This window comes from Sporosarcina contaminans (assembly GCF_042679045.1).
GTDB classification, from domain to species: Bacteria; Bacillota; Bacilli; order Bacillales_A; family Planococcaceae; genus Sporosarcina; species Sporosarcina contaminans.
The window spans coordinates 43416-67080 of sequence record NZ_JBHTLT010000028.1; the positions used below are offsets into that span (position 1 = coordinate 43416).

General features: G+C 41.0%; 23 protein-coding genes and 1 tRNA gene. 7 read left to right on the forward strand and 17 right to left on the reverse strand.

Annotation, left to right across the window (positions count from 1 at the left end):
* Positions 1–39 precede the first annotated feature (39 nt).
* Complete coding sequence (locus tag ACFQ38_RS06045) at positions 40–1323, forward strand: amidohydrolase (protein WP_381480062.1); 1284 nt, start codon at positions 40–42, stop codon at positions 1321–1323.
* A 227-nt stretch (positions 1324–1550) separates the two neighbouring features.
* Here the strand turns inward: ACFQ38_RS06045 and ACFQ38_RS06050 are convergent, their stop codons facing one another.
* From ACFQ38_RS06050 to ACFQ38_RS06070, 5 genes are all read right to left on the reverse strand, one after another.
* Complete coding sequence (locus tag ACFQ38_RS06050; protein WP_381480063.1) at positions 1551–1979, reverse strand: hypothetical protein; 429 nt, start codon at positions 1977–1979, stop codon at positions 1551–1553.
* Between the two features lie 355 nt (positions 1980–2334).
* Positions 2335–3708 (reverse strand): GntP family permease, encoded by a 1374-nt coding sequence (locus ACFQ38_RS06055; protein ID WP_336824608.1) that lies wholly within the window; start codon positions 3706–3708, stop codon positions 2335–2337.
* A gap of 70 nt (positions 3709–3778) precedes the next feature.
* Positions 3779–4810, reverse strand: coding sequence for a 4-hydroxythreonine-4-phosphate dehydrogenase PdxA (pdxA, locus tag ACFQ38_RS06060; protein ID WP_336824635.1), 1032 nt, complete (start codon positions 4808–4810; stop codon positions 3779–3781).
* Complete coding sequence (locus ACFQ38_RS06065) at positions 4794–6095, reverse strand: four-carbon acid sugar kinase family protein (RefSeq protein WP_381480065.1); 1302 nt, start codon at positions 6093–6095, stop codon at positions 4794–4796. The genes pdxA and ACFQ38_RS06065 overlap by 17 nt, the downstream gene beginning before the upstream one ends.
* Positions 6092–6862: a DeoR/GlpR family DNA-binding transcription regulator gene (locus ACFQ38_RS06070; RefSeq protein ID WP_336824606.1), complete on the reverse strand. Its 771-nt coding sequence runs from the start codon at positions 6860–6862 to the stop codon at positions 6092–6094. Before ACFQ38_RS06070 ends, ACFQ38_RS06065 begins: the two co-directional genes overlap by 4 nt.
* 213 nt (positions 6863–7075) lie before the next feature.
* Here ACFQ38_RS06070 and ACFQ38_RS06075 point away from each other — a divergent pair.
* From ACFQ38_RS06075 to ACFQ38_RS06085, 3 genes are all read left to right on the forward strand, one after another.
* Positions 7076–7147: transfer RNA gene (locus tag ACFQ38_RS06075), tRNA-Asn, on the forward strand.
* A gap of 58 nt (positions 7148–7205) precedes the next feature.
* Positions 7206–8879 (forward strand): ribonuclease J, encoded by a 1674-nt coding sequence (locus tag ACFQ38_RS06080; protein ID WP_381480080.1) that lies wholly within the window; start codon positions 7206–7208, stop codon positions 8877–8879.
* Positions 8880–9006: 127 nt separating this feature from the next.
* Positions 9007–9201: a DUF4083 domain-containing protein gene (locus ACFQ38_RS06085; protein WP_336824633.1), complete on the forward strand. Its 195-nt coding sequence runs from the start codon at positions 9007–9009 to the stop codon at positions 9199–9201.
* A 157-nt stretch (positions 9202–9358) separates the two neighbouring features.
* Here ACFQ38_RS06085 and ACFQ38_RS06090 read toward each other — a convergent pair whose 3' ends face one another.
* The 12 genes from ACFQ38_RS06090 to ACFQ38_RS06145 all read right to left on the reverse strand — a co-directional run bounded on the left by ACFQ38_RS06090 (position 9359) and on the right by ACFQ38_RS06145 (position 21127).
* Positions 9359–10102, reverse strand: a complete 744-nt coding sequence (locus ACFQ38_RS06090; RefSeq protein ID WP_381480066.1) for an SDR family NAD(P)-dependent oxidoreductase — start codon at positions 10100–10102, stop codon at positions 9359–9361.
* 61 nt (positions 10103–10163) lie between these two features.
* Positions 10164–10763: a nitroreductase family protein gene (locus ACFQ38_RS06095; RefSeq protein WP_381480068.1), complete on the reverse strand. Its 600-nt coding sequence runs from the start codon at positions 10761–10763 to the stop codon at positions 10164–10166.
* Between the two features lie 344 nt (positions 10764–11107).
* Positions 11108–12187 (reverse strand): AI-2E family transporter, encoded by a 1080-nt coding sequence (locus ACFQ38_RS06100; protein ID WP_336825374.1) that lies wholly within the window; start codon positions 12185–12187, stop codon positions 11108–11110.
* A gap of 625 nt (positions 12188–12812) precedes the next feature.
* Positions 12813–13913 (reverse strand): DUF4179 domain-containing protein, encoded by a 1101-nt coding sequence (locus ACFQ38_RS06105; RefSeq protein ID WP_381480069.1) that lies wholly within the window; start codon positions 13911–13913, stop codon positions 12813–12815.
* Positions 13910–14476 (reverse strand): sigma-70 family RNA polymerase sigma factor, encoded by a 567-nt coding sequence (locus ACFQ38_RS06110; RefSeq protein WP_336825370.1) that lies wholly within the window; start codon positions 14474–14476, stop codon positions 13910–13912. Before ACFQ38_RS06110 ends, ACFQ38_RS06105 begins: the two co-directional genes overlap by 4 nt.
* Positions 14477–14868: 392 nt before the next feature.
* Entirely contained in the window at positions 14869–15375 is a 507-nt protein-coding gene (locus tag ACFQ38_RS06115; protein ID WP_381480070.1) for a P-loop NTPase family protein, read from the reverse strand.
* Positions 15376–15393: 18 nt separating this feature from the next.
* On the reverse strand, positions 15394–15954 hold the full coding sequence (locus ACFQ38_RS06120) for a nucleotidyltransferase domain-containing protein (RefSeq protein ID WP_381480071.1): 561 nt from the start codon (positions 15952–15954) through the stop codon (positions 15394–15396).
* 109 nt (positions 15955–16063) lie between these two features.
* The gene (locus tag ACFQ38_RS06125) at positions 16064–16486 is read right to left on the reverse strand and encodes a hypothetical protein (RefSeq protein ID WP_336825364.1); all 423 of its coding nucleotides are present in this window, start codon (positions 16484–16486) and stop codon (positions 16064–16066) included.
* A 244-nt stretch (positions 16487–16730) separates the two neighbouring features.
* Complete coding sequence (locus tag ACFQ38_RS06130; RefSeq protein ID WP_381480072.1) at positions 16731–17780, reverse strand: ATP synthase beta subunit C-terminal domain-containing protein; 1050 nt, start codon at positions 17778–17780, stop codon at positions 16731–16733.
* A gap of 160 nt (positions 17781–17940) precedes the next feature.
* The gene (locus ACFQ38_RS06135; protein ID WP_381480073.1) at positions 17941–19185 is read right to left on the reverse strand and encodes an MFS transporter; all 1245 of its coding nucleotides are present in this window, start codon (positions 19183–19185) and stop codon (positions 17941–17943) included.
* Positions 19186–19351: 166 nt separating this feature from the next.
* Positions 19352–19999: a response regulator gene (locus ACFQ38_RS06140; RefSeq protein WP_381480074.1), complete on the reverse strand. Its 648-nt coding sequence runs from the start codon at positions 19997–19999 to the stop codon at positions 19352–19354.
* Between the two features lie 12 nt (positions 20000–20011).
* A complete protein-coding gene (locus ACFQ38_RS06145) occupies positions 20012–21127 on the reverse strand; it encodes a GAF domain-containing sensor histidine kinase (RefSeq protein ID WP_381480076.1) in 1116 nt (371 codons plus the stop codon).
* 187 nt (positions 21128–21314) lie between these two features.
* Between ACFQ38_RS06145 and ACFQ38_RS06150 the strand changes: the two genes are divergently transcribed.
* The 3 genes from ACFQ38_RS06150 to ACFQ38_RS06160 all read left to right on the forward strand — a co-directional run bounded on the left by ACFQ38_RS06150 (position 21315) and on the right by ACFQ38_RS06160 (position 23568).
* On the forward strand, positions 21315–21440 hold the full coding sequence (locus ACFQ38_RS06150; protein WP_336825354.1) for a hypothetical protein: 126 nt from the start codon (positions 21315–21317) through the stop codon (positions 21438–21440).
* A 182-nt stretch (positions 21441–21622) separates the two neighbouring features.
* Positions 21623–21787 (forward strand): hypothetical protein, encoded by a 165-nt coding sequence (locus tag ACFQ38_RS06155; protein WP_336825352.1) that lies wholly within the window; start codon positions 21623–21625, stop codon positions 21785–21787.
* A gap of 134 nt (positions 21788–21921) precedes the next feature.
* Complete coding sequence (locus ACFQ38_RS06160) at positions 21922–23568, forward strand: SLC13 family permease (protein ID WP_336825350.1); 1647 nt, start codon at positions 21922–21924, stop codon at positions 23566–23568.
* Positions 23569–23665 lie beyond the last annotated feature (97 nt).

Consider the following 23665-nt stretch of genomic DNA (forward strand, 5'->3'; position numbering starts at 1 on the left):
GTGGAATAAAAGAGCTTGAACGGTCAGGAGGAATTACATTTGAAACTAGTAGAACAACTAACGGACTGGCGGCGTGATTTTCACCGTTTTCCCGAACAGGGATTTTTGGAAATGCGTACCGCATCAATTGTTGCAAGTATACTTTACGATTTGGGGTTCCATTTAAAAATGGGCAAAGAGGTCATGAACGTAGATGAATGCATGGGAAAACCCGACTTAAAAATAACAAGTGAGCATGCAAAATGGGCGAAAGAAAATGGAGCAGACGAGAAATTCCTCCCCTTTTTCACGGAAGGTTATACTGGAATCGTTGCTACGCTCGATACACAGCTACCCGGACCAACGATCGCTTTTCGTTTTGACATGGATGCATTACCTATTAAAGAATCTGATTCATCAGAACATCTTCCGACTCAATTAGGATTTCGGTCAATTGCAGAAGGGACTATGCACGCCTGCGGACATGATGCCCATACTGCAATCGGATTGGGCTTAGCTACTCTGTTGGCGGGTAATAAAGAACAGCTTACCGGCGTTTTTAAATTAATATTTCAGCCAGCTGAAGAAGGGACGCGTGGCGCAAAAGCAATGGCTCGTGCAGGAGTTGCAGATGGCATTGACTATTTCATCGCCTCACATATTGGAACAGGTGTACCACAACATCATTTTGTAGCGGCAAATAACGGATTTTTGGCCACATCGAAGCTGAACATCACTTTCAAGGGTACTGCTGCTCATGCTGGAAGCGAACCGGAAAAAGGAAAAAATGCGTTGCTTGCCGCAGCAACCGCTGCTTTAAATATGCATGCAATATGCCGGCATTCAGGGGGCGATTCTCGCATTAACGTCGGTGAACTACATGCAGGATCCGGCAGAAATGTCGTTGCAAACCATGCCTCTCTCATCGCGGAAACTCGCGGAGAAACAAGTGAAATCAATGATTATATGAAGGAACAAGCCCACAATATAGTTGCAGGTGCAGCCCTTATGTATGGGGTGGAATATAGTATCGATACCGTTGGAGAAGCAATTAGCTGCAAATGCTCCGAGGCGTTAGCAAATAAATTAGCTACAATAGCCGAACAACATCCTTTTATTGAACACGTCGTCCCAATAAGCGACAACAATGCAGGTTCAGAAGATGCGACTTATTTCTTGGAAGCCGTTCAACAACAAGGCGGGCAAGCAACGTACTGCATCTTCGGCACAGACCTTGCTGCAGGGCATCACCACGAATGCTTCGACATCAACGAAAATACTTTACTTCCTGCAGTAGAAATATTGTTCGCTGCTGCTAAGGACATAGCGAAGCATGATGAGTAACGATAACAACCCGCCGAACTTTTGAAGTTTGGCGGGTTGCACTGTCAAATGAATATTTAACGCTAACCCAAAACACATAAATTATACAACAACGCATAAACCTATTTTTCAACGTATATCTGTGGGCAACAACTCATAATCCACTAAAAAAACGCTTAACTTGCCGACAAGGCGCATAAACACCCCTTATTTCTAAAAAAACGGATTCGGTTTTTATCGAACCACATTCAAGCAAAAAATCGATAAACCATGCTTAGTAAAATGAATGGCAGTATACCCCTAACTAAAAATTGTACGATGAGTGGCTTTTGTTCTTCATTCATCTGAACGCGCACCATTCCCGCTCCTTTCGTCACATTTGTATCGAACTGCACAATTTGCGATGTACGTTTATGACAATGAGGGCATTTGAAAACAATTGCCGTGCTTTGACTGCCGAAGGTACTTTTTTCAATTCGAGGCGCTCGGCGGAGTTTTTTCATTTCCGGCCCTTTCAATGAGTGCATCTCGCCGCACTTACCGCATTGAAACCGATGAACCGTATCTTCATCATACATTTGTTTGCTTAATCCTTTAAACAACCGAATGGTTTGGTAAACAAAATTAATAAAAACGATTAGCACAATTATAAGGCCAAGCATCGTCCCGATTTTCAATTACCCTTTCACCTCTTATTGAATAACGACTGAAAAGAATAACCTATCAATCGTTTAATACTGTACCCCTCATTTTCAATGAAAAAAAGTCTATTTGCAACAAGAGAACTTTATAGTCGCTCCCTTGACGTATCAGTTTTGGATGAATGCATTATTATCCCCGGAGATCACGCGATTGAACGTGGGTTTAGGTCCTACTTTCAGGGTGTAAAGGGGATGCTATTGAAGAAAATGGAGGAATGATAAGGCTTTACATTACCTTTATTGATAGCAACAATTCAGCGAAGGGTGTTAATAAAATATCAGGCACTTAAGCGATTGTACATCGTTAAGTGCCTGATATATGAATTTCTGTTTATCCTACAATCATATTTGCAACTAAGATGCACACCAAAGAAACTGCCCATGCGATCGTTGTAGGGACGGACCAAACTAAGATTTGCTCCTTCACTTCTTTGACACCAAGCATCCGGTTGACTACCCAGAACAAACTATCATTAAAGTAAGAGAAAATCATAGCACCTAATGCGGCTGCTTGTGCCGCGAGGGCCATATTGACATCCAAATTCATGACGATCGGCGCTGAAATGGATGCCGCCGTAATCATCGCAACCGTGCCGCTACCTTGTATTAAACGAACAATTGTCGCAATGAAAAATGGTATCAATACTGCCGGCAAAGGGAGTGATGCGACTTGTTGCGCGATATAATCTCCCGCACCACTAACACGCAGCACCTCGCCAAGGGCGCCGCCTGCTCCTGTAACCAAGAGGATGATACCAGCCGTCACCATTCCTTCTTCCATTCTTTCCAATGCTTCTTCCCGCTTCAAATGACCCGCCAACAGATAAATTGCCGACACAAGGGATAAACCTACTGCAATGATCGGCTGTCCTAAGAACAGAATATAATCGACCCAGCCCCCTGTAAGATCCATTGCAACCATTGTTGTATTTATGAATATAAGGAGTATTGGCAATAATATCGGCACCATGGAGCGGAATAACGATGGAAGCTCTTTACTTCTCTCATCTGTCAGCCGAATAAGCTCCTGATAAGCCAACTGCTCGTCTGGTCTTTCAAAATCCAATCCATCTTCTGTCGGTATTTGATAAATTCTTTTACCAATCCATTTTGCATATAAAACGCCTACAATGATAATCGGGATGGAGAACAGCAATCCCCAAAGAATCATATGGCCTATATCAACACCGAATATACCTGCAACACCTAAAGGACCTGGAGTAGGCGGAACGGCATGATGCGTAGCTGCCAATCCGACTGCAAGCGCGACCCCCAATGTAATGACCGATTTACCAGTCTTCCTTGATAACGCTTTCACCAAAGGGTTCAAGATAACGAATGCCGAGTCGACAAATATCGGAATGGAGACGATATAGCCAGCAATCGCCATCGCCCATTCTTCTTTCCGTTTTCCTACAAATCGTATAAGGCTATATGCCAAACGTTCTGCAGCTCCTGAAACTTCCAAAATACGTCCAATCATAACGCCAAACCCTACCACTATACCGATTGAACCTAATGTGCTTCCGAATCCTTTAGATATTGTTGCAGAAACTTCAATAGGATTCATCCCGCCAATTAACCCCGTCAATGACGCAGCTATGACCAAAGCTAAAAATGCATGTATCTTCGTTTTTAACACAAGAATGATTAATGCAGCCACACCCACAACAAGACCGACAATCATTTGCATTTCCGGTGTCATCCTTAGTACCCCCCAATTCTTTATTTAATTGATGAAGGGGAAATGCTCCCCTTCATCGCTATTCAATTATTTAGAGTGATTCTCTTGTAAACTTCGGAGCGTATTCTGCAGCGAGTTTTATGCATTCTTCCATGCTTACGCTAGCTGCGATGTTTTTCCATGCAATATCAAATGCAGTGCCATGATCGACAGAAGTCCGTAAGAATGGAAGTCCGTTTGTAATGGAAATCGTACGGTGGAAATCCGTCATTTTCGCAGCGATATGTCCTTGATCGTGATAAAGGGAAAGAACTGCATCGTATTTACCGTTCAATGCTTGGAAAAATACAGAATCTGCAGGTACAGGGCCATATGCGTCAATGCCGTCTTTTTTAGCGGCTTCAATGCCCGGTCCGATTTCATTCACTTCTTCCATTCCGAACAGCCCGCCTTCACCGCTATGCGGGTTCAATCCGGCTACCGCCAGTTTACGGTTTTCAACGCCCAATCTTTGCAATGCCAAATCACATCTGTTCAAATAATCACGCACACGCTCTTTTGTCATTTGAGAAATGGCTTCTTTCAAACTAACATGGCGAGTTAAGAAGAAAATCCGCATGCCATTTACTTGGAACATTGTAAGCGGATCTGGAGCTCCACCTAAGTCCTCCAACATTTCTGTATGACCAATATACGGTACGTTTGCCGCTTTGAGGGATTCCTTGTTAATTGGCGTCGTTGCAAGCGCTGCAACCTTTCCATCCATTGCAAGTTCCACTGACTTTTTAATGAATTCAAATGCCGCTTGTCCACATTGCGCTTGGACTTCTCCTGGCTGCAATGCATCAATATCAATATTGTTCATATCTAACACATCAACAGTTCCGAATTCGTATTTTCCTTCCTGAGGAGCAGAAACAATATTCACATTCAAAGCAACACCTGTCACTTCGATCGCTTTTTTGATTACATCGGCATCACCTACAACAAGAGGGCTGCACATACCGTAAATTTCTTCCTTGGATAGTGATTTCACAGTAATTTCAGGTCCGATTCCTGCAGCATCGCCCATTGGAATTGCGATTATTTTACGTTCGTTCGTCAATTCAAACACGTCCTTCATGATTTTTTGTTTGTAAATACGTAACACATTTATAAATCGATTGCTTTTCTCCGACCATGCCACCCTTTGTTACGACTGGTATTCCATCGAAAGTACCGCCGATGAATTTACCATATGCCGCCAAAGGGATCACTTCTTCGTCGAGTTGAATCGCTTCCGCATCACTAACCGAATAGAGTGCAGCTGTGACATCGCCGCCACTTGAAAACATGCCATCGATTATTTCATCGCTTTGCTGGATGATGGAGTATGTCACTTTTGCAAGCCCAGTAGTAATCCGTTTCGCTAATGCTTCTTCTGTTGTCTCTTCTTCATTTGCGATATTTGCCAAAGGTAAAACGGTCGAAGTAGGTGATAGCGTCGTGACAATCAATACTTCTTGCTCTTTTAATTTCAATAACCCTTCTTCCGTAGCACGCTTAACTTCCGAATCCCATCTATCCGTCATCGTCGCCAATTGAGCAGCGTCCACATATACAGGCATTGAATTTGTCTTATCCATTAAATAGCGCAATTGCCTGCCTGTAAGCCCTGTAACACTTCCAACTGTCACAATGTACTTATTTTTGTACAGGCTCTTCCTTGATAGTACCCGTGCGAACGCCGCCGATAAAGGTCCGGGATCCACCGGAAATACAGTACGTTCTGTAATGGACGCCATCGACTCAGCGATATTGCTGATTTCCTCATTCGTTACCGCATCCACTACAATAATTCGATTGCCATTGCCGATCAGTTTATGCAAGGAAGATAAGATTTTTGATTTCCCCTGTAAGACATCACCTAAACCGATATGGCCGATTTCATAATTGCTTTGCTCGGCAATGACGGCTGGTAAAAAGGATTTTGTTATAGGGTTCATCGGATCTTTTGCAACGTCCGTTTCTTGTACAGGAACGCCTTCAACTAAAAGGTATCCACCTGAAGTGACGCGTCCCGAATCAGGATAGGACGCAACGACAATTGCTACACTATCCTCTCCAGTGTTCTCCAACATGGCGTCGATTTCAGAACCGACATTACCTCGAATTGTGCTATCAATCCGCTTGCCAATTACATCGGCTCCCCACTTTTTCAGTTGTTTGAATGTATGTTCCACACGACTTTTAGCCATATCAGGAGCTACATAACGGCTATCTGTATCTACACAAATAGATGTGAATGTGCTTGTCGTTGGTACTTCTCCACCAAAGACAATGGTTGCACTTGTAAATCCGGCTTTTGCAAGTCTTACACCCGTCGCGTTCGCACCTGTCAAGTCATCAGCAATTATTCCGATCTTCATTCTCTCACCTGCTCTGCAATAATGATTTCAACAGATTCGCCGTATAATTCTTTTAGTTCTTCGGATAATTGGTCGTCTGTAATAATCGTTGATACGTCTTCCAAATCACATACTTTAGAAAACGACTTTTGATTGAACTTTGAAGAATCAGCGACAAGAATCACTTCTGCTGCGGTTCTCATCATCGAACGCTTCAAAGAAGACTTTTCAATAGTTGGCGTAGTAATTCCAAAGGAATGATTAATTGCATTCGCCCCTAAAAAGAACAAATCGACGTGCATAGATTTTAAAATCTCTTCAGTTAATGAGCCGTAAAGAGTTCCGGTTACCGTTTGCAATCGCCCACCTAAAACGATTATTTCTAACTTACTATCCATCAGCTCTGCAGCAATTTTTATGTCATTTGTTATAACCGTAAGATCTTCACGTGATTTTAATAAAACAGCAATTTCGCGTGTCGTCGTTCCAGAGTCAATGAGAACGGTCATACCGTCTCTGATCAAAGAGACAGCCTTTGCGGCAATTGCTTTCTTCTCTTGGACGGCCATAGTCGATTTTGATTCAAATGTTCTTTCATGTATTAACGGTTGGGCCCGAACTGCTCCCCCATGTGTACGGATAAGCTTATTTTGCTTTTCTAACACATCAAAATCACGCCGAATCGTCATAGAAGTCACTTCTAACATTTCCGCCAGTTGGACAATCTCAACCTTGCCTTCTAATTCAAGTAATTCAATTATTTTTGTACGCCGTTCTTTTGGAGACACTTGAATTAACCCCTAACTTCATATGTTAAATATGAACATATTATTGTTATATACAAACATAATTATGTTACTTTGAAACGATTAAGTCAATAATGTTTTAAAAATTTAATGTAATATGCCGAATATTTCCTATTAAATTGAACTGTCCACAATTACAAAATTCGAATGCATACTTCTATCCTTTCCGGGCATTCTAAGATCAATATCGTTTATTCCGAAATAGCTTAGTGGTAGAGCAATCGGCTGTTAACCGATAGGTCGTAGGTTCGAGTCCTACTTTCGGAGTCTTAAAAGCCCCTTCCATCGAAGAGGCTTTTCCGCAATGGAACAATGGGAGGGCTTTATGTTGAATTCAACTAAAACATTGTCTGTGTTCGCTTTAGGCGGCATTAATGAAATTGGAAAAAACATGTATGTGATTCAATACGGGGACGATCTTTTGATGATCGACTGTGGATCAAAATTTCCTGATGAGAGCTTATTAGGAGTAGATTTGATCATTCAAGATATTTCTTATTTACAGGAAAATAAAGAGAAGATCCGGGCATTGCTTGTTACACATGGACATGAAGACCATATTGGTGGGATTCCTTATTTATTGAAACAGTTGAATGTGCCTGTCTATGCAACGAGGCTGACGTTAGGTTTGATTGAACTGAAATTAAGGGAGCATGGATTGCTTAGGGATACGGAGCTAAATTTAGTAGACAGCGATTCCAATTTTGAATTTGGTACTATTAGCGTTTCGTTCTTTAAAACGAGTCATAGTATCCCCGACTGTTTAGGGATTGTCTTTCAAACTCCTGAAGGAACGGTTGTGCATACGGGTGATTTCAAGTTTGACTTAACGCCAGTCGGAGGAGATTATGCGGATCTCCATAAGATGGCCAAAATCGGGGAAAAAGGCGTTTTATTGCTTTTATCGGAAAGCACAAATGCCGAGCGTCCTGGATTCTCACAATCAGAACGGATCGTTGGAGAGCATATCGAGGATGCCTTCCGCAGGGCTGATCAAAAGATTTTCATTTCAACATTCGCCTCCAACGTTCACCGTATTCAACAAATCATTGATGCAGCAATTAAAACAAATCGGAAAATCGGTCTATTGGGCAGAAGTATGGTGAATGTTGTTTCCGTAGCTGAAGAATTGGGATACTTAACGATACCTGAGGGCATGATTGTCGAGGCAAATGAAATCAATGGAATGGACCCTGAACGGGTCGTTGTCATTTGTACCGGAAGCCAAGGCGAGCCGATGGCGGCACTTTCCAGATTATCGACTGGAACTTACCGTCAAGTTTCTGTTTTGCCAGGAGATACAGTCATCCTATCTTCCAGTCCAATACCCGGCAATGAAAAAAGCGTATCGCGCATTGTAGATAATCTATTTCTTTTAGGCGCAAAGGTCATCTACGGTTCCGGAAGCACATCAGGCATGCATGTGTCTGGACACGGTTTTCAGGAAGAATTGAAACTGATGCTCACATTGATGAAACCGAAATATTTCATTCCGATCCATGGCGAATATCGGATGCTGCAACAGCACAGGGCATTGGCAGAATCTGTAGGTGTGGAAAGGGAAAATATTTTTATTATCAACAACGGTGACGTTGTCGACATTGAGCAGTCAGTAGCACGCCAAACAAGAACTGTCCAAGCAGGCCACATCTTTGTCGATGGGTTAGGTGTTGGAGAAGTCGGCAAGATGATTTTGCGAGACCGCAAATTGCTGTCAGAAGAAGGCATGCTACTCATCATCCTAACGATGAGCAAAACAGACGGCAAACTATTGACAAGTCCCGACACGATTTCCCGTGGATTTGTTTATGAACGCGGAGCGGAGGATCTTTATAAAGAATTGAATGATTTAATTGTCACCATCGTTCAAAACTTTGATCGGCCAAACCGTAATCGAAGAAGTGATCTCAAACATAATATACGGAAATCCACCGAAAAAATGCTATTCGCAAGAACAAAAAAACGACCGATGATTTTGCCGTTTATTATTGAGATATAATGATAACAACCCACGAGGGCTCGTGGGTTGTTGCTATTTAAATCTTGGGCTGAAGTATGCTGATTAATAATGATAGAATGGAAATAATTGCATTTGAAAAATCAAAAGGAGTTGAGAATAGTTGAGTATGATAAATAGCAGTTTTAATATTGGCGATGTCATTTTTACATTAATCTTCGCCTTGCTCATCGTCCTATTTTTTGTTTCTTTCGCTTTGTTTATAATGTCATGGTCCAAGAATCGAAAGAGGAATACCCAGCGCGACATCGATCTTGAAAAGAAGTTAGATAGGATCATAGAATTGTTGGAGAAAAAAGAGTAGTCGTTGGATTTCTTTCATAGCAAAGAGCAGCTAATTGAGTTTAATTAGCTGCTCTTTTATTCGAAAAGAAAACATTGTCATTCATCAATTGAAATATACAGGAAGGACAATCGTTGCTCTCTTATTATGATATTACATCCACCCCTACCTAACACATTTAAACAGCAGTATAACCACCATCAATTGGTAAAATCGCACCAGAGATGAATGAAGCATCATCACTTGCAAGGAATAGAACAGTTTTTGCCACTTCTACAGGTTTTCCTAGTCGACCCATTGGGTGAAGACCAACTAAACTGTCAATTACGTCTTGCGATAATGTATTCATTAAAGGAGTTTCTATATAACCTGGAGCAATCGCATTTGCGCGAATTCCCTCTTTGCTATATCTGGACGCTACTTGTTGAGTAAGCATCTTCACTCCACCCTTTGAAGCTGAGTAAGCTGTGAGACCGTTTCTTGCAACAAGACTATGAATGGAACCCGTATTTACAATGACACCGCCATTGCCTTGTTTTAAGAATTGTTCAATTGCATATTTGTCTGAAAGATATACGCTAGTTAAGTTTACATCAATGACCTTTTGCCATTTATCAAAATCTAATTCGTGAAGATCCGCTTCAATGTTAATACCTGCGTTAGCGACCATGACATCTAATTTGCCGTACTTCTCGACTGTCTTAGATAGTAAATTTTTAACATCGTCTTCCTTGGCTACATTAGTCTGTACAAAAATCGTATCATAGCCTTGTGCATTGAGTTCTTCCGAATAGCCTTGTCCTTTTTCAGACAAGTCTGCAATAACAACTTTCGCTCCTTCTTTTGCAAACTCTAGTGCTGTAGCTTCCCCTAGTCCACTTGCTCCGCCTGTTACGATTACAACTTTGTCTTGAAATCTCATAGATGTCATCTCCTATTAATTTTGTACAGTTACTGGTTAGAAATTCTTTTACAATCATTAATTATTTATAAAATTTCACTCGATCTTCAAGTGGTTGGAATTCTTTTTCGCCTGGTGTTTCGGTTGGATTTCCAAAAGGCATTTGTGCAATCAGTTTCCAATTATTAGGGATATTCCATTCTTTTTTCACTTCATCATCAATTAGTGGATTGTAATGTTGTAATGAAGCTCCTAATCCCTCTGCTTCTAGTGCAACCCATACAACTAATTGGTGCATACCTGATGCTTGATTTGACCAAATTGGGAAATTTTCAGCATATAGAGCAAATTGTTCTTGAAGTGATTGAACGACAGCCTCATCTTCAAAGAATAATACGGTTCCATAACCTGCTTTAAAGGAATCCATTTTTTGCTGGGTTCCTGAGAAATCTCCGTCGCCGACTACATTTCGTAATGTCTCAGTTGTAATGTCCCATAATTTATTATGTGCTTCGCCAGACAATACAACGACGCGTGCAGTTTGAGAATTAAAAGCAGACGGAGTATATTTTACTGCAAATTCTACAATCTCTTTAATTTTTTCATCCGATACTTGAACCTCTTTATTAATTCCATAATACGAACGTCTTGCTTGAAGCACAGAGTAAAAATCCTTTGTCATAGATTCACTTCCTCATATATAGTCTGTATCTAACTTGCCCAGTGTGTGGCTTAGTTATTCCGCTTCACACGTAAATATACCTTGAATTAAAGGTTTAATTCGAGATAATTTTATTCTTTTTAGTTATTTTCGTCAATAAGAAAGCTCAAATTACATTGTTAAAATTCTTTAAAAAAGACAAATTTATCGGGAAGCAAAACAGATAAAAACAGAAAAAGAGGCCTCTCAAAAATTCATGTATATGAACGAGAGACCTCAATATTTAAAAATGATTTTACTGACACGTTCTTGCGAGAAATGCCCTAAATAATTCAGGGGCTTGGCGTTTTCTTTCCTTCTGCCCTCTACACACTTTTCGTAGCAGCTCGGCGAATCTCTTTCCTTCTCTCATAAATATTCCGTACAATTACTTTTCCAACTGCGTAAACAGGCACGCCAACGATGATACCGATGAAACCGGCGATGTTCCCCGCAGCTAAGATGATCGTGATAACGGTAAGCGGGTGAATGTCGAGCGTTTTCCCCATGACGTTCGGCGTGATGAGATTGCTGTCTGTTTGTTGGGCAACCAGAGTAACGATTGCGACTCCGATGACTAACTTAGGGTCTTGGAGGTAGGCAATAATCAAAGCTGGTGTAACGGCAATCCACGGACCTATGAAAGGTACAAGGTTCATGAAGAGGGCGAAAATCGCTAACAATAAAGAGTATTGCAAGCCTAAGAGCATATAGCCAATGAAGATCATTGTCGCCAAAATAGCACTGATTAGGAACTGACCTTGGATATAAGAGCGTAGCACATGATCGATATCGCCTAATGTTTTTTTAACCCATTCACGGCTTTCCCCGCTGAATAAGTTATAAATGATCGGCGCAAATTTTTCGTGATCCTTCAACATGAAAATGAAGAAGAACGGAACTAATACTAATAGGAACATCGCTTGGAAAAACGATTGCAAAAATTGGACAATCCATTTTCCAAACTTAACTGCGATGGACTGCAATGAATCCGCCGCACTAGTGATGGACTTTTGAAGTTCATCTGGAAGGTTATCCTTCTCTTGCAGCAGCATGTCTTTTACTTCATTCAACTCACGCGTCAATGTTGGAGCATTTTCGACAAGATTATTTACTTGTCTCGTAACAGGCGGTCCGACAATCGACAGGAATAAATAAAAGAGCAAAATAAGACCTACCAAAATGATAAGTATGCTTCCCCATCTTGGAACATTTCGCTTCTCCAAAAATCGCTGCAACGGCTCTGTTATGTAATAAAGTACCCCACCTAATAGGAGCGGCAAGATGATCGCCTTAATAATGATGCCGACTGGTGCGAAAATGAAGCTGATTTCCATGAAATATTTGATGATCAGAATGGCGAGCAAAATGCCAACGCCAACTTGAAACCAAAGCTTTTTCGTCAATTCCCCACATCCTTTTTTAATTCCGCTGATCTTTTACTAATTATACGTTTAATTACGGGCGGTGTCGAAAGAAGTTTCATTGGGATAGTGGATATTTGAGGGAAAATCGCTTTGTTTTGAAATAGAATTGTATGTTCGAGTAGTTCATACGAGGGTGAAATGATGGTTTAGTGGTATATAGACATTTTATATAAATACTTTACGTTACTTCAGAGAATTCAGCGGTTACTGAAGTGGGTCATATTTTTATACTGATGCCATTGCCAAATTACAAGTGCGTCTGTTAGATTTACTATGTATGTTGATGTTTACAAATTGCTTACGAAATGTTTACTGTCGAAGATTGATCATTTTCTGGCGTTTACCAGCTCGTTATTGGCGAATGTTGATCGCTTACTGTCGCTTTCTAACGATTTATTGGTTGACGATACTCATTTATTGCCGAAAGGTAACGATTTACTGGTGATTTCAAATCACTTATTGTCGCGATAATACCTTTTACTGGCGCAACTGACTCAGTTACATGCGTAGCGCTTCATTTACAAGTACAACTCAAGCCCTCAACACATACGGCTCTTGTGTGAAAAAGAAAAGAACCGCAGTCTATGCCACGGTTCTTTATATATTATTTTTCCAATTCAATTACGATTTCATCTAACGTGAATTCTTCTCGGCCTTTTCCTTCTTTCGTTGGAATGCTGATTTCAGTTTCATTTCCATTCTCATCGATTTCCACCCCTCCGAAATTTTCCGAAGTATATTCATACAATGAAACATGTGGCGTTATAACTAGCTTAGTTGCATTAGGATCCAATTTTTTAAATGTTTTACTCCAACTAAAATTGTTTTGTCCATCCCCTTTTCCGCCGTTATGCACACCAGGGTATTCATTGCCAAGATCATCTTTAATTTCGATATCGACATCGGCGCGATTCCATTTGTCGGTCACTTCCTTGGAAACAATCTGGTTAAAATAGACAACAAATGACATCGGCGAGATCGATAGCTTGTCGATTGCGACCTCTACGCCATTACGCGCAGTATTTTTACCAACTTGCTGGACAAGCTGCTCGGCTGCATCCAAAGAGAAGGCGAATTTCCATTTTCCTTTAATATAATCGTGACTGTCGGTTGTAATGTTGCCGATGTTCCAATTCACCTTTGCTTGATCCATATCCGCACCATCTATTTTGCTTGCCGTAATCAAACCGACATATTCATGCTCTCCTACTTTTGTAATGGCACTACTTCCCGCTATCCCACTTGTTCCTTTTATATCCAAAAATCCTCCTAAACTTGGTTGTTCACCAAGGTCTTGTTCACTTTTCATTGTGTACGTGACCGAAACCGTTTTACCATCATAAATTGCATCGTTAATTGTTATCTGAATGCCATTGCTTTCTTCGGTTAGATTAAGAGCACTTGAATATTCTTTATAATTATCAAATGTTCCGTTGTTGTCCACAAATCGGAAAATATCGCCGATAATCGGTATATTGCCAGCTGTTGCAGGAAAAGCTGCCCCTAACATGCCAACAGACAATACGCATACGGCTACAGCAGACGCCGCTTTTGTTTTCCAGCTCATTTTTCTTTTTTTATAAACAGACGCTTTTACAGCCTTTTTCACCTTCGCCCGATCGATATCTGTCACTTCAACTTCCTTAAACTCCTTTTCATCTATCTCTATCTCATTGAACAACTCATACAAATCTCTGTCTTTCATAGCACATACCCTCCAGACTTTAGCTTCATCGCCTTCTGTGTTAATTTCTTTTTTCCGCGATAAACCCGATTGTCGATAGCCGTTCTGCTTAGCCCCAACTTTTCGGAAACGTCCTCTGTTTTATAGCCTAAAAAGAATTTTAAAATAAAAATCTCACGGTCTACCGGCTCTAATTGATTAATAAGCGCAATCAATTCCTCTTGATCTTCCATTTGAATAAAAGCCTCTTCTACGGAATTTACCGATTGGTCAACCATCTCTTCCGTGGAAAATTCCTTTCGCTTCGTTACTTTTCGGTAATAATCAATCGAGCGATATTTCGCTATTGCGCATAACCACTTTCTAAAGTCGGATGAATCTCCATTGAATTTCCCTGCATTCTCCCATATCGATAGAAAAATATCATTTACGCATTCATCCACTGCCCCTTCATCTTGTAATGGGCCAAGAACGTTATACGCAATTCCTTTCACCAACGACAAATACCGATCAATAATATAATCGAGCGCATCCTCTTTCTGTTTCTGCAGTCGCAGTATGAAATTCCTCTCATTCACCTTCATTGACAAGTCTCCCTACTTTTTGTAAAAGCTTTTACACTCTATACAACGAAATAGATTGCTTTATTCTCTCATAAAAATTAAAAACCATCTGGACATTAGTAAAATTCCAGATGGCTTACTTATAGCATTTCGGATGATTAGGCTGAGTCTCGTGTAATTCGTGCGAAGCAGATGATCGTTTGAGCGATGGATACATGCTTTCGAGCGGACGACACTCTCTTTCGGGCGGAGAGAATTTCAATTCGGACGGCATTTTTTCGAGCAGTACGAATTGCAGTACGAGCGAACTACGCACAATTTCAAGCGATCCCTCTGTTAGTTCAAGCGATTAGCACACATTCCAACCATGCTTTAAAAATACCCCATAAATGGCGGATGCAACATTTACGGGGCTATCTTCTATTCCTTTTGAGCGTGCATTGATTCAAAAACCCCGCGATTTGCTTTTCGTTTCGCAAAACATGGACGGTTTTTCCTTCATTTGCATAGTGCTGTAGTCGATGGAACATCGTCTTTTTGCGGCGTTTATATGTTGTAAGGATGAATTTTACAAATGTCCAGTCGATTTTTTCGGGGCAGTCTTTTCCGATGTCGTTTCGTGTCTTCCCGTGAAATTGGATCCGCCTCTTCACTACTCGATATAGACAAACGTAAAGCGGCAGCTCCAAATAGATGACAGTGTCGGCAAGCGGCTCCCGAATATCAATTGAGGAGCTATAATTTCCTTCGATAATCCATTTTTCACGTTGCACATTTTCTTGCTGTGCTCCTCTGAATTCATCAGTTGGCGCCTCAACCCAACCCGGCTTCCAATAGATTGCATCCAAATGTGTTACTCCAATGCCAGTCCGTTCACCTAATTTCCGTGCAAATGTCGATTTTCCGACTCCCGAAAACACCGATCACCATAACTCTTTTCATAGTTCACCAATCCACCGATGCCCCGGAACGTGGACCTCCAGAGATTTCTGCAAGAATTTCCGATCAGCTTTTTCCAATAAATCTTTTACAGCAAAAAAATCCGCATCATCCTTTTGCCGGGACATCTTTGCTTTGTACAATAAAACGATTGCGGGATGTAAATATGGGATTCCTTCTGAAGTGACTTTGAATAGCTGTTGCTGAGGAAATGAAATCGATGGTTCTCTACGGAAAATCCATTGGCCATTTTCCACTTCATTTAATAAGATTTCCAGACGTTTTCCGCTTGTCTCATGGACAGCATGTAATTCATGGATCGGCAACTGTAAAAATTCCTCCCCCAATGGCCTAAGTTCACCTGAAACTACTTTTTCGAATGTCCAGCCATCCAAAAAGTTCTTCAGTATGTGTTGATCGTCACGAAATACAGCAATCTCGATATCTTCATGCCCCCGTGTTTTCCGTCCTACAAATAGATCAACTGCCCATCCACCTGCTATTCCCCAAGGTTGGTTATAGCTGCTCATCTGTTCTGCAACGTTCCGACAAACCTCCATATTCATCCTCCCCCATTCATGCAAAAAGAAGTGACAGGTCCGCCACTTCTTCAAGTTTCCTACTATTCTATATCTTACTGAGCAAATGTTCAATAAACTTTAAATAAGCTTAATAATCCCCTTGATTTAAATGCTGTAACCTTCGTAAAGGAATTGCATTAATGTCAATCCCATATCGTTCATTCAATAGCAATTCAACTTCATCTAAATTAGGAAATACATAAAACTCTACTACTATATTGCAATGAGCAAGTGCTATATGGTCGGTGCATTGCTCTGCAAATTCAGATAGACATGTTTTAATAGTAGCTTCCAAAATCAGTTTTTCCGAATATACATCGACTTTGACGAAATTATCCCTTAAGTCGTCAGGATCCTTTTTAAAGTTAGGTGGATAGCGTAAGTCATCGAATGTCGTTTTTCTTTTTTCATCCTTTAAGACGAGCCGATAAATCTGCCCCTTCACACGCACATCCCATACTTCTACATGTGTAAAACGAAATTTGCGTTCAAAGTATTCTACAATTGCCACTACGTCCCTCCTCTGATACTCCCAACCCATTTGATCATTCACTTTAAACACGCATAAATTCATATAAAAACACATAATCATTTCAATTCGATGCATAACGACAGCCAACAACCCATAATCCATTCAAAAAACGCATAACCTGCTCAGAAAACGCATAACACCTTTAGAACGGCGCATAAACAGCTTGTATTTTCAAAGAAAAAAGAAGTGACTGCAACGCCACTTCCTCATCGCTCACACCATTTCATATTTTTCCGATAAAACGCAATTGATCAACGTCTTCTTTATCATATGACCCATCTAATATTGCTTGCACATCTTTCAAGGTTTCATGTAAAGTGACCGCTTCTCCTTTTTGCCCTGTGAATTCTTCAGCTACATAAAATGGCTGGGTTAAGTAAGCTTCCAACCGTTCCCCGCGTTTGAAAGTTTGCAGTTCTGCAGCAGGCAGTTTTTCTTCTCCATTTACATTCACTAACGAGCGCAATTCTCGGTAACGGCGGAGCAATTTTTGGGCTCTTTGTTGAATAAAGAAATGGTTTTGATCCATATGAGCACCTTCAAGGACAGAAGAAGTTGAACGAATCGGGTCAACAGCCGGGTAGCATTGACGCGCTGATAGATCTGCATCGAACTGCCATAACGTTTCAAGCGGACCGTACGGAAGGTCTTCATCCATTACATCTCCCGTCAAATCCAATAGGAATGATGTAACAGTATCGATTCCGATTTGTTGAAGGCGCCCTTGCAGCTCATAAATTTCTCCAGAGACGACATGGCTTTTATCAGCAGCGAATGCAATTTCTTTTTCTACCCCTAATGCGGCGATTTTTTCATACGTTTCATCGATAGAATATGTCTTTACTTCCACATTTTCCAATACATCCTGCAGCTCAGGGAATTCCCCTTCCGGCATTAACAGAATTGTTGTAAGCCCTTGAGATTTTAATCGATAAAACAATTCACTCAACACGACAAGCTGCCCCATTTGCTTCCGTGCCACCAAACCAACAGTGCCGCCTTTTGCTAGTGGTGCGAACAGATCCAACGTTTTGATTTTCGTTTCGATCATCTCGATTTTCTCCCCTCTAATAATCAATTCATCTAAACTGCACCCCGCTAAATCTGCTAATGCTACAAGCGTTCGTACTTCCGACTTGCCGACCGAAATTTTTCCCGTGCAAAGATTAGATACTGTTGCAGGCCGTAAACCGACAGCTTTTGCAGCACTCGTCAAGTTGGGTACTCGCCTTCTGAGCAATGAAACATTTAACCGTAAATTCTCACTTTCCAAATCACACACCTCCTATTACTCTATATAGTAATTTACTTTACAAAAAAGAGCAATTATTTATTACTCTATAACGTAATTTATTTTACCGTAATTAAAAACGCTCAAAGCAGGACGAACAGAAACGACTGTCTCCATCACTCTTTGAACGTTTCGTTATCTATTACATCGATTTATTCGTTACAAATAGATCATTTTCCATCACTACTCGATCCTTTTCAAACCCTTTTTTCCAAGTAAGGAACACTGCAATGGACGAAACAAATAGCAGCCCACTAAGGGATATGAAGCAAAGTGGTAGGAATCCAGACGATACCATACCCGTGAAAGTTGCAAGAAGAACAACTCTTATCAATAATCCAATGCTGCGGAATACACCATCAACTCTCCCGATAATATCATTTGGAATCCACTCCATAAGAAAGGAATTCCTGGCAACTCTCACCCCGCTATTTCCGATTGCAATGAAGAACATAATCGCTAAATAGACTGGAAGGTTCACATGAATGATGAGCGATATTACGATTGTATACAACACAACACTTACAATAATCGTTTTTTCATTTCCAATTTTTTTAGAAACGATTGGTATGATTGCCCCCGCAACAATCGCACCCATTGCATAAATCATATTTTCGAGCGCATAAACACTACCCGAAGCTTTTAAGACGTCCTTTACATAGACTGGAAATAAATAATTTGTCAGCATTACGCCGATGAATGGCATTGTCGATACAAGCAGAAAAATAAATAATACGGGTCTTTTCCACAAATAGTTAATACCTTCAGCTCCATTCTTTTTTGCTGATTCTCTGCTCTTTTGAGCAATCTTTCTTTCATAAGGCAGCTTCCAGTAAAAATAGATAGCCGCTATGTATGTACATGCATCCAATAGCAAAATATAATGCAAGTCCCATTTTGTTATCAATACACTCGCTACTCCGCCGGCGATCATGCTCGATAGCTGACCTTGGATTTCCATCGTCCCATTCAAGGAATTGTATTGCTCCTTGCTAAAAATTTCCTGATTCAAAGCAAACATCGTCGGGTAAAAAAATGTGTAATATAAGCTTCCAATTGTGTAAATCATCATAAAATGCCACACTTCATAGGTCGCTCCAGCGAATCCCCAAACAGTAAATACGATCAGCATAAGTAAACTTATCGTTTGACTCACTAATAAAATCTTTTTTCTAGACACCCTGTCAACCAAATGTCCGACAAATGGTGTCAGTATAAAACTGAGCAACGTCATGCATAGTGTGACGTAACCAAATACTGCGTCTCCGTTGTTACTCGTTACGAGCAGCCAAGGAATCGCAATCATCGTAATCCCTGATCCGATTGATGATGCAATATTGGCGGCGAGTATTAAACGGAACCTCGAATCTTGTAATAGACGGTTCATTACCGTACGCCCCTTTTCCAAAATGATATGTCTACTTTGACTATAGTCGAAATTCTCTCGTCGCTTTTCATTCAAAAGTCTCAGTTCTTTTCATTCAAACGAATGAAATTACAAAAAAGGAAAAAAAGAGCTTCCGATTTCCACACCATCGAAAGCTCTTGTCAATTTAATTGCCACTCGGTTTTGTTAATCCATGCTTCACTGCATAAAGCGCTGCTTGTGTTCGATCTTGCACTAATAGCTTTGAGAAAATATTGGATATATGTGTTTTTACAGTTTTTTCTGTTACGAATAATGACGCTGCAATCTCCCGATTACTTTTCCCTTTCGTCAGCTCGGATAAGACATCCTGTTCACGTGGGGTCAACGGATTGTAAAAATGCGGTGGCTCTTCTTTCCGCTCCCTTATTTTCATAAGCTGTGCGGTTGCATGTGGATGAATCGTGTTTTCTCCCCTCATAATTTGGCGAATGGACGCAACTAACTCGTCTGGCTCAATATCCTTTAGTTGATAACCTGCAGCACCGGCTTCAATAGCCGGGATGACGTGATCTCGATCCGAAAAGCTCGTTAAGATGAGTACCTCAATATGCGGATAGCTTTCTTTTATATGCTTCGTTGCTTGAATCCCGTCCATCTCAGGCATGATCAAATCCATCAGTACAATATCCGGTTGCAGTTTTCGAATTCGTTCAATTGCTTCTTTTCCATTTTTTGCTTCACCAATCACTTGAATGTCTTTTTGTGTTTTCAAGAAGAATAGTAACCCTCTACGAACGACGTGATGATCATCCACAATTAGCACCTTTATCATTCCGTTCACCTCTCAATATGGTATTCGGATTAATATTTCCGTTCCTCTTCCAATTTCACTGTCCCATTCAACCGATCCTCCCGCTTTTTTCGCACGATCAATCATGCTTTGTAAGCCCATGGAAGGGATTTGAATGCTATGGTCTATTATAAATCCTTGACCCTCGTCTTTTATAACGAGTAGCACATCGGTTTGCGACACATTCATGAATAGTTCTGCCATATGGACTCCGGAATGCTTACGAACATTATTCAATGCTTCCTGAGAAATGCGAAACAATGCCTCTTCCACATGTGAAGGCACATTAAGGACCCCGGAAATATGGGATTGCACACATAAACCTAACATTTCTCCATATCCTTTAATTGCTTCAAGCAACCCATTTTCTAACCCAACTGGACGAAGCTGCCATATTAAAGCTCTCATCTCATTTAACGCTTCCTGCGATAAGTTCTGAATCTCCTTGAACGTCTCTTTTATTTCAGCTTGGGCGGCCATTTCTGCTCCACCTCTCGCTGTCAATGCGACTGAAAACAACAACTGGTTAACAGAATCATGCAAGTCCTTCGCTAAACGATTCCGTTCTTGCAAAAGTGCTATTTCCTGCTCTTGCTTTGTTAAAAAAATGCGCTTGATTGCTGAACCCAATTGAAAAGCAAGCGATTCGAGCAACGCTAACTCTCCTTCAGAATAAGTGACTGTATTTGGAGAGGCAACATTCACTACACCAAACCGTTCTTGACCTGATTGAAGCGGCACCGTTGCATGATGTGTAATTCCTCCATTATCACCTGATCTTGCAGCAAGGATGTTTTCGATCCGTTTACACTCAATAATATTTGATGCCTTCTCCAACTCCCGATCTCGATATCTGGAGACACACCAGCAACTTCCGTTTTTCAAATGGCTACATCCGTTTTGCTTAAGCCCTTCTGGTAAATTTTCACTTACCATTAACTGATGCTTGCCGTTTTCGTCAATAAAAAAAATCCAGCCTGCAACAAAATTGGTTCCTTTTAAAAACTTCCGAAGTGCCCCTAACAGCATCGCTTCTATTTCCGTTTCTTCATTAATGAACTCCGCAATTTCTTTTAACAATTTTACATTTTGAAACTCCGTTGGATGCATAGATAAGCGCCTCCATCTCTTTATGTACTTTACATGATAGCATTCAGTGGATCTGCTTGCCCCGGACTTTTGACTGAATATGCGTATTCAGTCCAATTATTCTCCTCTAAAATATTGTATGGATGAATACCTCTTTTCAGGGCATCTTATCATTGATTCAAAAAAACTGTGAGGAGCGTGACGTTTTATGAAGAAGATGGCGATTGCCGCTTTAGGTCTCGGAGCGGCGTATTTAATGCGAAGCAAAGACGCACGGAACAAGCTGATGAAACAATTTGAATCACTCGCGGAGCCATTCACCTCAAAAAATTAGTCATTCCATTCATAAAACTTTCTCACGGGTATGGGGTCTATTCCTTCCTTTTATAGGAAGGAATAGGCCACATCAGCTTTTCCTGTTGCTCATTTGAATAAGTAATTTATATTGTTTACCACTCTCTTAATTTGGGAAAACAACTCTTACAGCAATGAAATAGAATGCGAGGAGGTTATAGCATGAAAAAGAAAATGGCGTTAGCTGCATTGGGGTTAGGAGCTGCCTACCTTATGCGAAACAAGGATGCTAGACAGAAGCTTTCCAAGCAGTTCGAAACATTCACTTCCACACCGATGAGAGGAAACAAACCGAAAAAGAACACAAGCACACAGGCTTCAATCTAAAAAACGAACACATAAACCGTTGCCTATAAAAGGATAACGGTTTTTTTGTAGTCTTAAATCGCAAGTAATTGAATAGTATACTCATAATGCATTAAATATTTTAATAATTTAACAAACAAAGGGGGAGTTTGGCCATGTTCTCATCGACATGGAACCGATTATGGGACATGCACAATCAGGTGAAAGGATTATTCCGATTCTTTTTTCACCCTGACACGGCAGAAATGGCTTCTGGGGGCGGAGGCGGCCAACAAGTAGGTGTCGGAAATGCAGGAGGCGGTCGTGATCCACGGAGCTACTCGCCGGCTCAGCTCATTGGGCTTATTTTAGGTCCGGTATTATTTTTACTCACTTTATTATTTTTCAAACCTGAAGGACTTACGCCGGAAGGACTCGCGATATTAGCAAGCACTTTATGGATTGCCACTTGGTGGATTACTGAGGCGATTCCTATTCCTGTAACCTCATTGCTGCCATTAGTGCTATTTCCTTTGTCTGGCGGCATGGAAGTGAAATCGACAGCATCTGCTTATGGCGATGAAACAATCTTTTTATTCATGGGGGGCTTTATGATTGCGCTCGCCATGGAAAAATGGAATTTGCATCGTCGGATTGCATTGACGATCATTTCTGCAATCGGAACGAATATGGACCGCATCGTATTAGGCTTTATGGTTGCTACAGGTTTTCTATCTATGTGGATTTCCAACACAGCAACTGCGATGATGATGGTACCGATTGGGCTTGCAATCATCTATCAAGTTTCGGATGCACTGAAAGACAACCCTTCAATCGATACATCGAAAGAGAATTTTGGCTTTGGCAAGGCATTGATGTTAGGAATCGCATATGCAGCTTCATTGGGAGGCATTGCGACTTTAATCGGAACACCTCCAAATACATTGCTTGCAGGTGCAATTGATAAAATGTACGGCATCGAGCTATCTTTCGCAAAGTGGATGATGTTCGGCGTGCCACTTGCATGGAGTTTCATATTCATCACATGGTTTTACCTTGTCAAATTTGCTTATCCATCAAAAATTAAAACATTGCCAGGCGGCCGTGCTGTCATTGATGGGGAGAAAAATAAATTGGGTAAAGCATCGACTGAAGAGAAGTTAGTTATGGCTATTTTCGTATTAGCGGCTTTATCTTGGATCACAAGAACTTTCCTGCTGTCCAAATTCATTGATGGATTGAGTGATGGGGTTATTGCAATGGTCTTTGCCATTATTTTATTTATCATTCCATCGGTCAATAAAAAAGGCGATCACCTATTGGACTGGAACACCGCTGTTAAATTGCCTTGGGGCATCTTGCTGCTATTTGGTGGTGGTCTTGCTATTGCTGCAGGATTTGTCAGCTCGGAATTATCAGTTTGGATCGGGTCTCAACTGACCAGCTTAAGCGGAGTACATATTTTGGTTGTTATCATTATCGTAACGACACTTGTCACGTTCTTGACCGAGATTACTTCCAATACTGCGACAGCTTCTATGATGTACCCGATTATGGCGTCATTGGCAGTTGCATTAGGTTTCCACCCATATGCGCTTATGATTGCAGCAGGCGTCGCTGCTTCTTGTGCATTCATGCTGCCCGTCGCAACACCGCCAAACGCCGTTGTTTTCGGATCAGGCTATTTGCGCATTCCCGATATGGCGAAAGCTGGATTTGCGCTTAATATTATTGGCATTATATTGGTGACACTATCGATCTATTTCTTGCTGCCGCTTTTCTGGGGTATCGATTTAACAACAATTCCAGAGTCTTTTAAATGATATGAGTGAAAAAGAGGTAACGAAAACCTTAATGAAGCAAAACAATTAAAACTACAAAACGGGGCTGTCCAATAAGTCCCTAAAATAGAACAGGTGG

Bases quoted from the DNA above. Each gene is read 5' to 3' on its own strand.
- ACFQ38_RS06055 (WP_336824608.1), bottom strand. From the start codon at position 3,708: ATGACACCGGAAATGCAAATGATTGTCGGTCTTGTTGTGGGTGTGGCT.
- pdxA (WP_336824635.1), bottom strand. From the start codon at position 4,810: ATGAAGGACGTGTTTGAATTGACGAACGAACGTAAAATAATCGCAATT.
- ACFQ38_RS06065 (WP_381480065.1), bottom strand. From the start codon at position 6,095: ATGAAGATCGGAATAATTGCTGATGACTTGACAGGTGCGAACGCGACG.
- ACFQ38_RS06080 (WP_381480080.1), top strand. From the start codon at position 7,206: ATGTTGAATTCAACTAAAACATTGTCTGTGTTCGCTTTAGGCGGCATT.
- ACFQ38_RS06085 (WP_336824633.1), top strand. From the start codon at position 9,007: ATGATAAATAGCAGTTTTAATATTGGCGATGTCATTTTTACATTAATC.
- ACFQ38_RS06090 (WP_381480066.1), bottom strand. From the start codon at position 10,102: ATGAGATTTCAAGACAAAGTTGTAATCGTAACAGGCGGAGCAAGTGGA.
- ACFQ38_RS06095 (WP_381480068.1), bottom strand. From the start codon at position 10,763: ATGACAAAGGATTTTTACTCTGTGCTTCAAGCAAGACGTTCGTATTAT.
- ACFQ38_RS06105 (WP_381480069.1), bottom strand. From the start codon at position 13,913: ATGAAAGACAGAGATTTGTATGAGTTGTTCAATGAGATAGAGATAGAT.
- ACFQ38_RS06110 (WP_336825370.1), bottom strand. From the start codon at position 14,476: ATGAAGGTGAATGAGAGGAATTTCATACTGCGACTGCAGAAACAGAAA.
- ACFQ38_RS06120 (WP_381480071.1), bottom strand. From the start codon at position 15,954: ATGGAGGTTTGTCGGAACGTTGCAGAACAGATGAGCAGCTATAACCAA.
- ACFQ38_RS06135 (WP_381480073.1), bottom strand. From the start codon at position 19,185: ATGAACCGTCTATTACAAGATTCGAGGTTCCGTTTAATACTCGCCGCC.
- ACFQ38_RS06140 (WP_381480074.1), bottom strand. From the start codon at position 19,999: ATGATAAAGGTGCTAATTGTGGATGATCATCACGTCGTTCGTAGAGGG.
- ACFQ38_RS06145 (WP_381480076.1), bottom strand. From the start codon at position 21,127: ATGCATCCAACGGAGTTTCAAAATGTAAAATTGTTAAAAGAAATTGCG.
- ACFQ38_RS06150 (WP_336825354.1), top strand. From the start codon at position 21,315: ATGAAGAAGATGGCGATTGCCGCTTTAGGTCTCGGAGCGGCGTATTTA.
- ACFQ38_RS06155 (WP_336825352.1), top strand. From the start codon at position 21,623: ATGAAAAAGAAAATGGCGTTAGCTGCATTGGGGTTAGGAGCTGCCTAC.
- ACFQ38_RS06160 (WP_336825350.1), top strand. From the start codon at position 21,922: ATGTTCTCATCGACATGGAACCGATTATGGGACATGCACAATCAGGTG.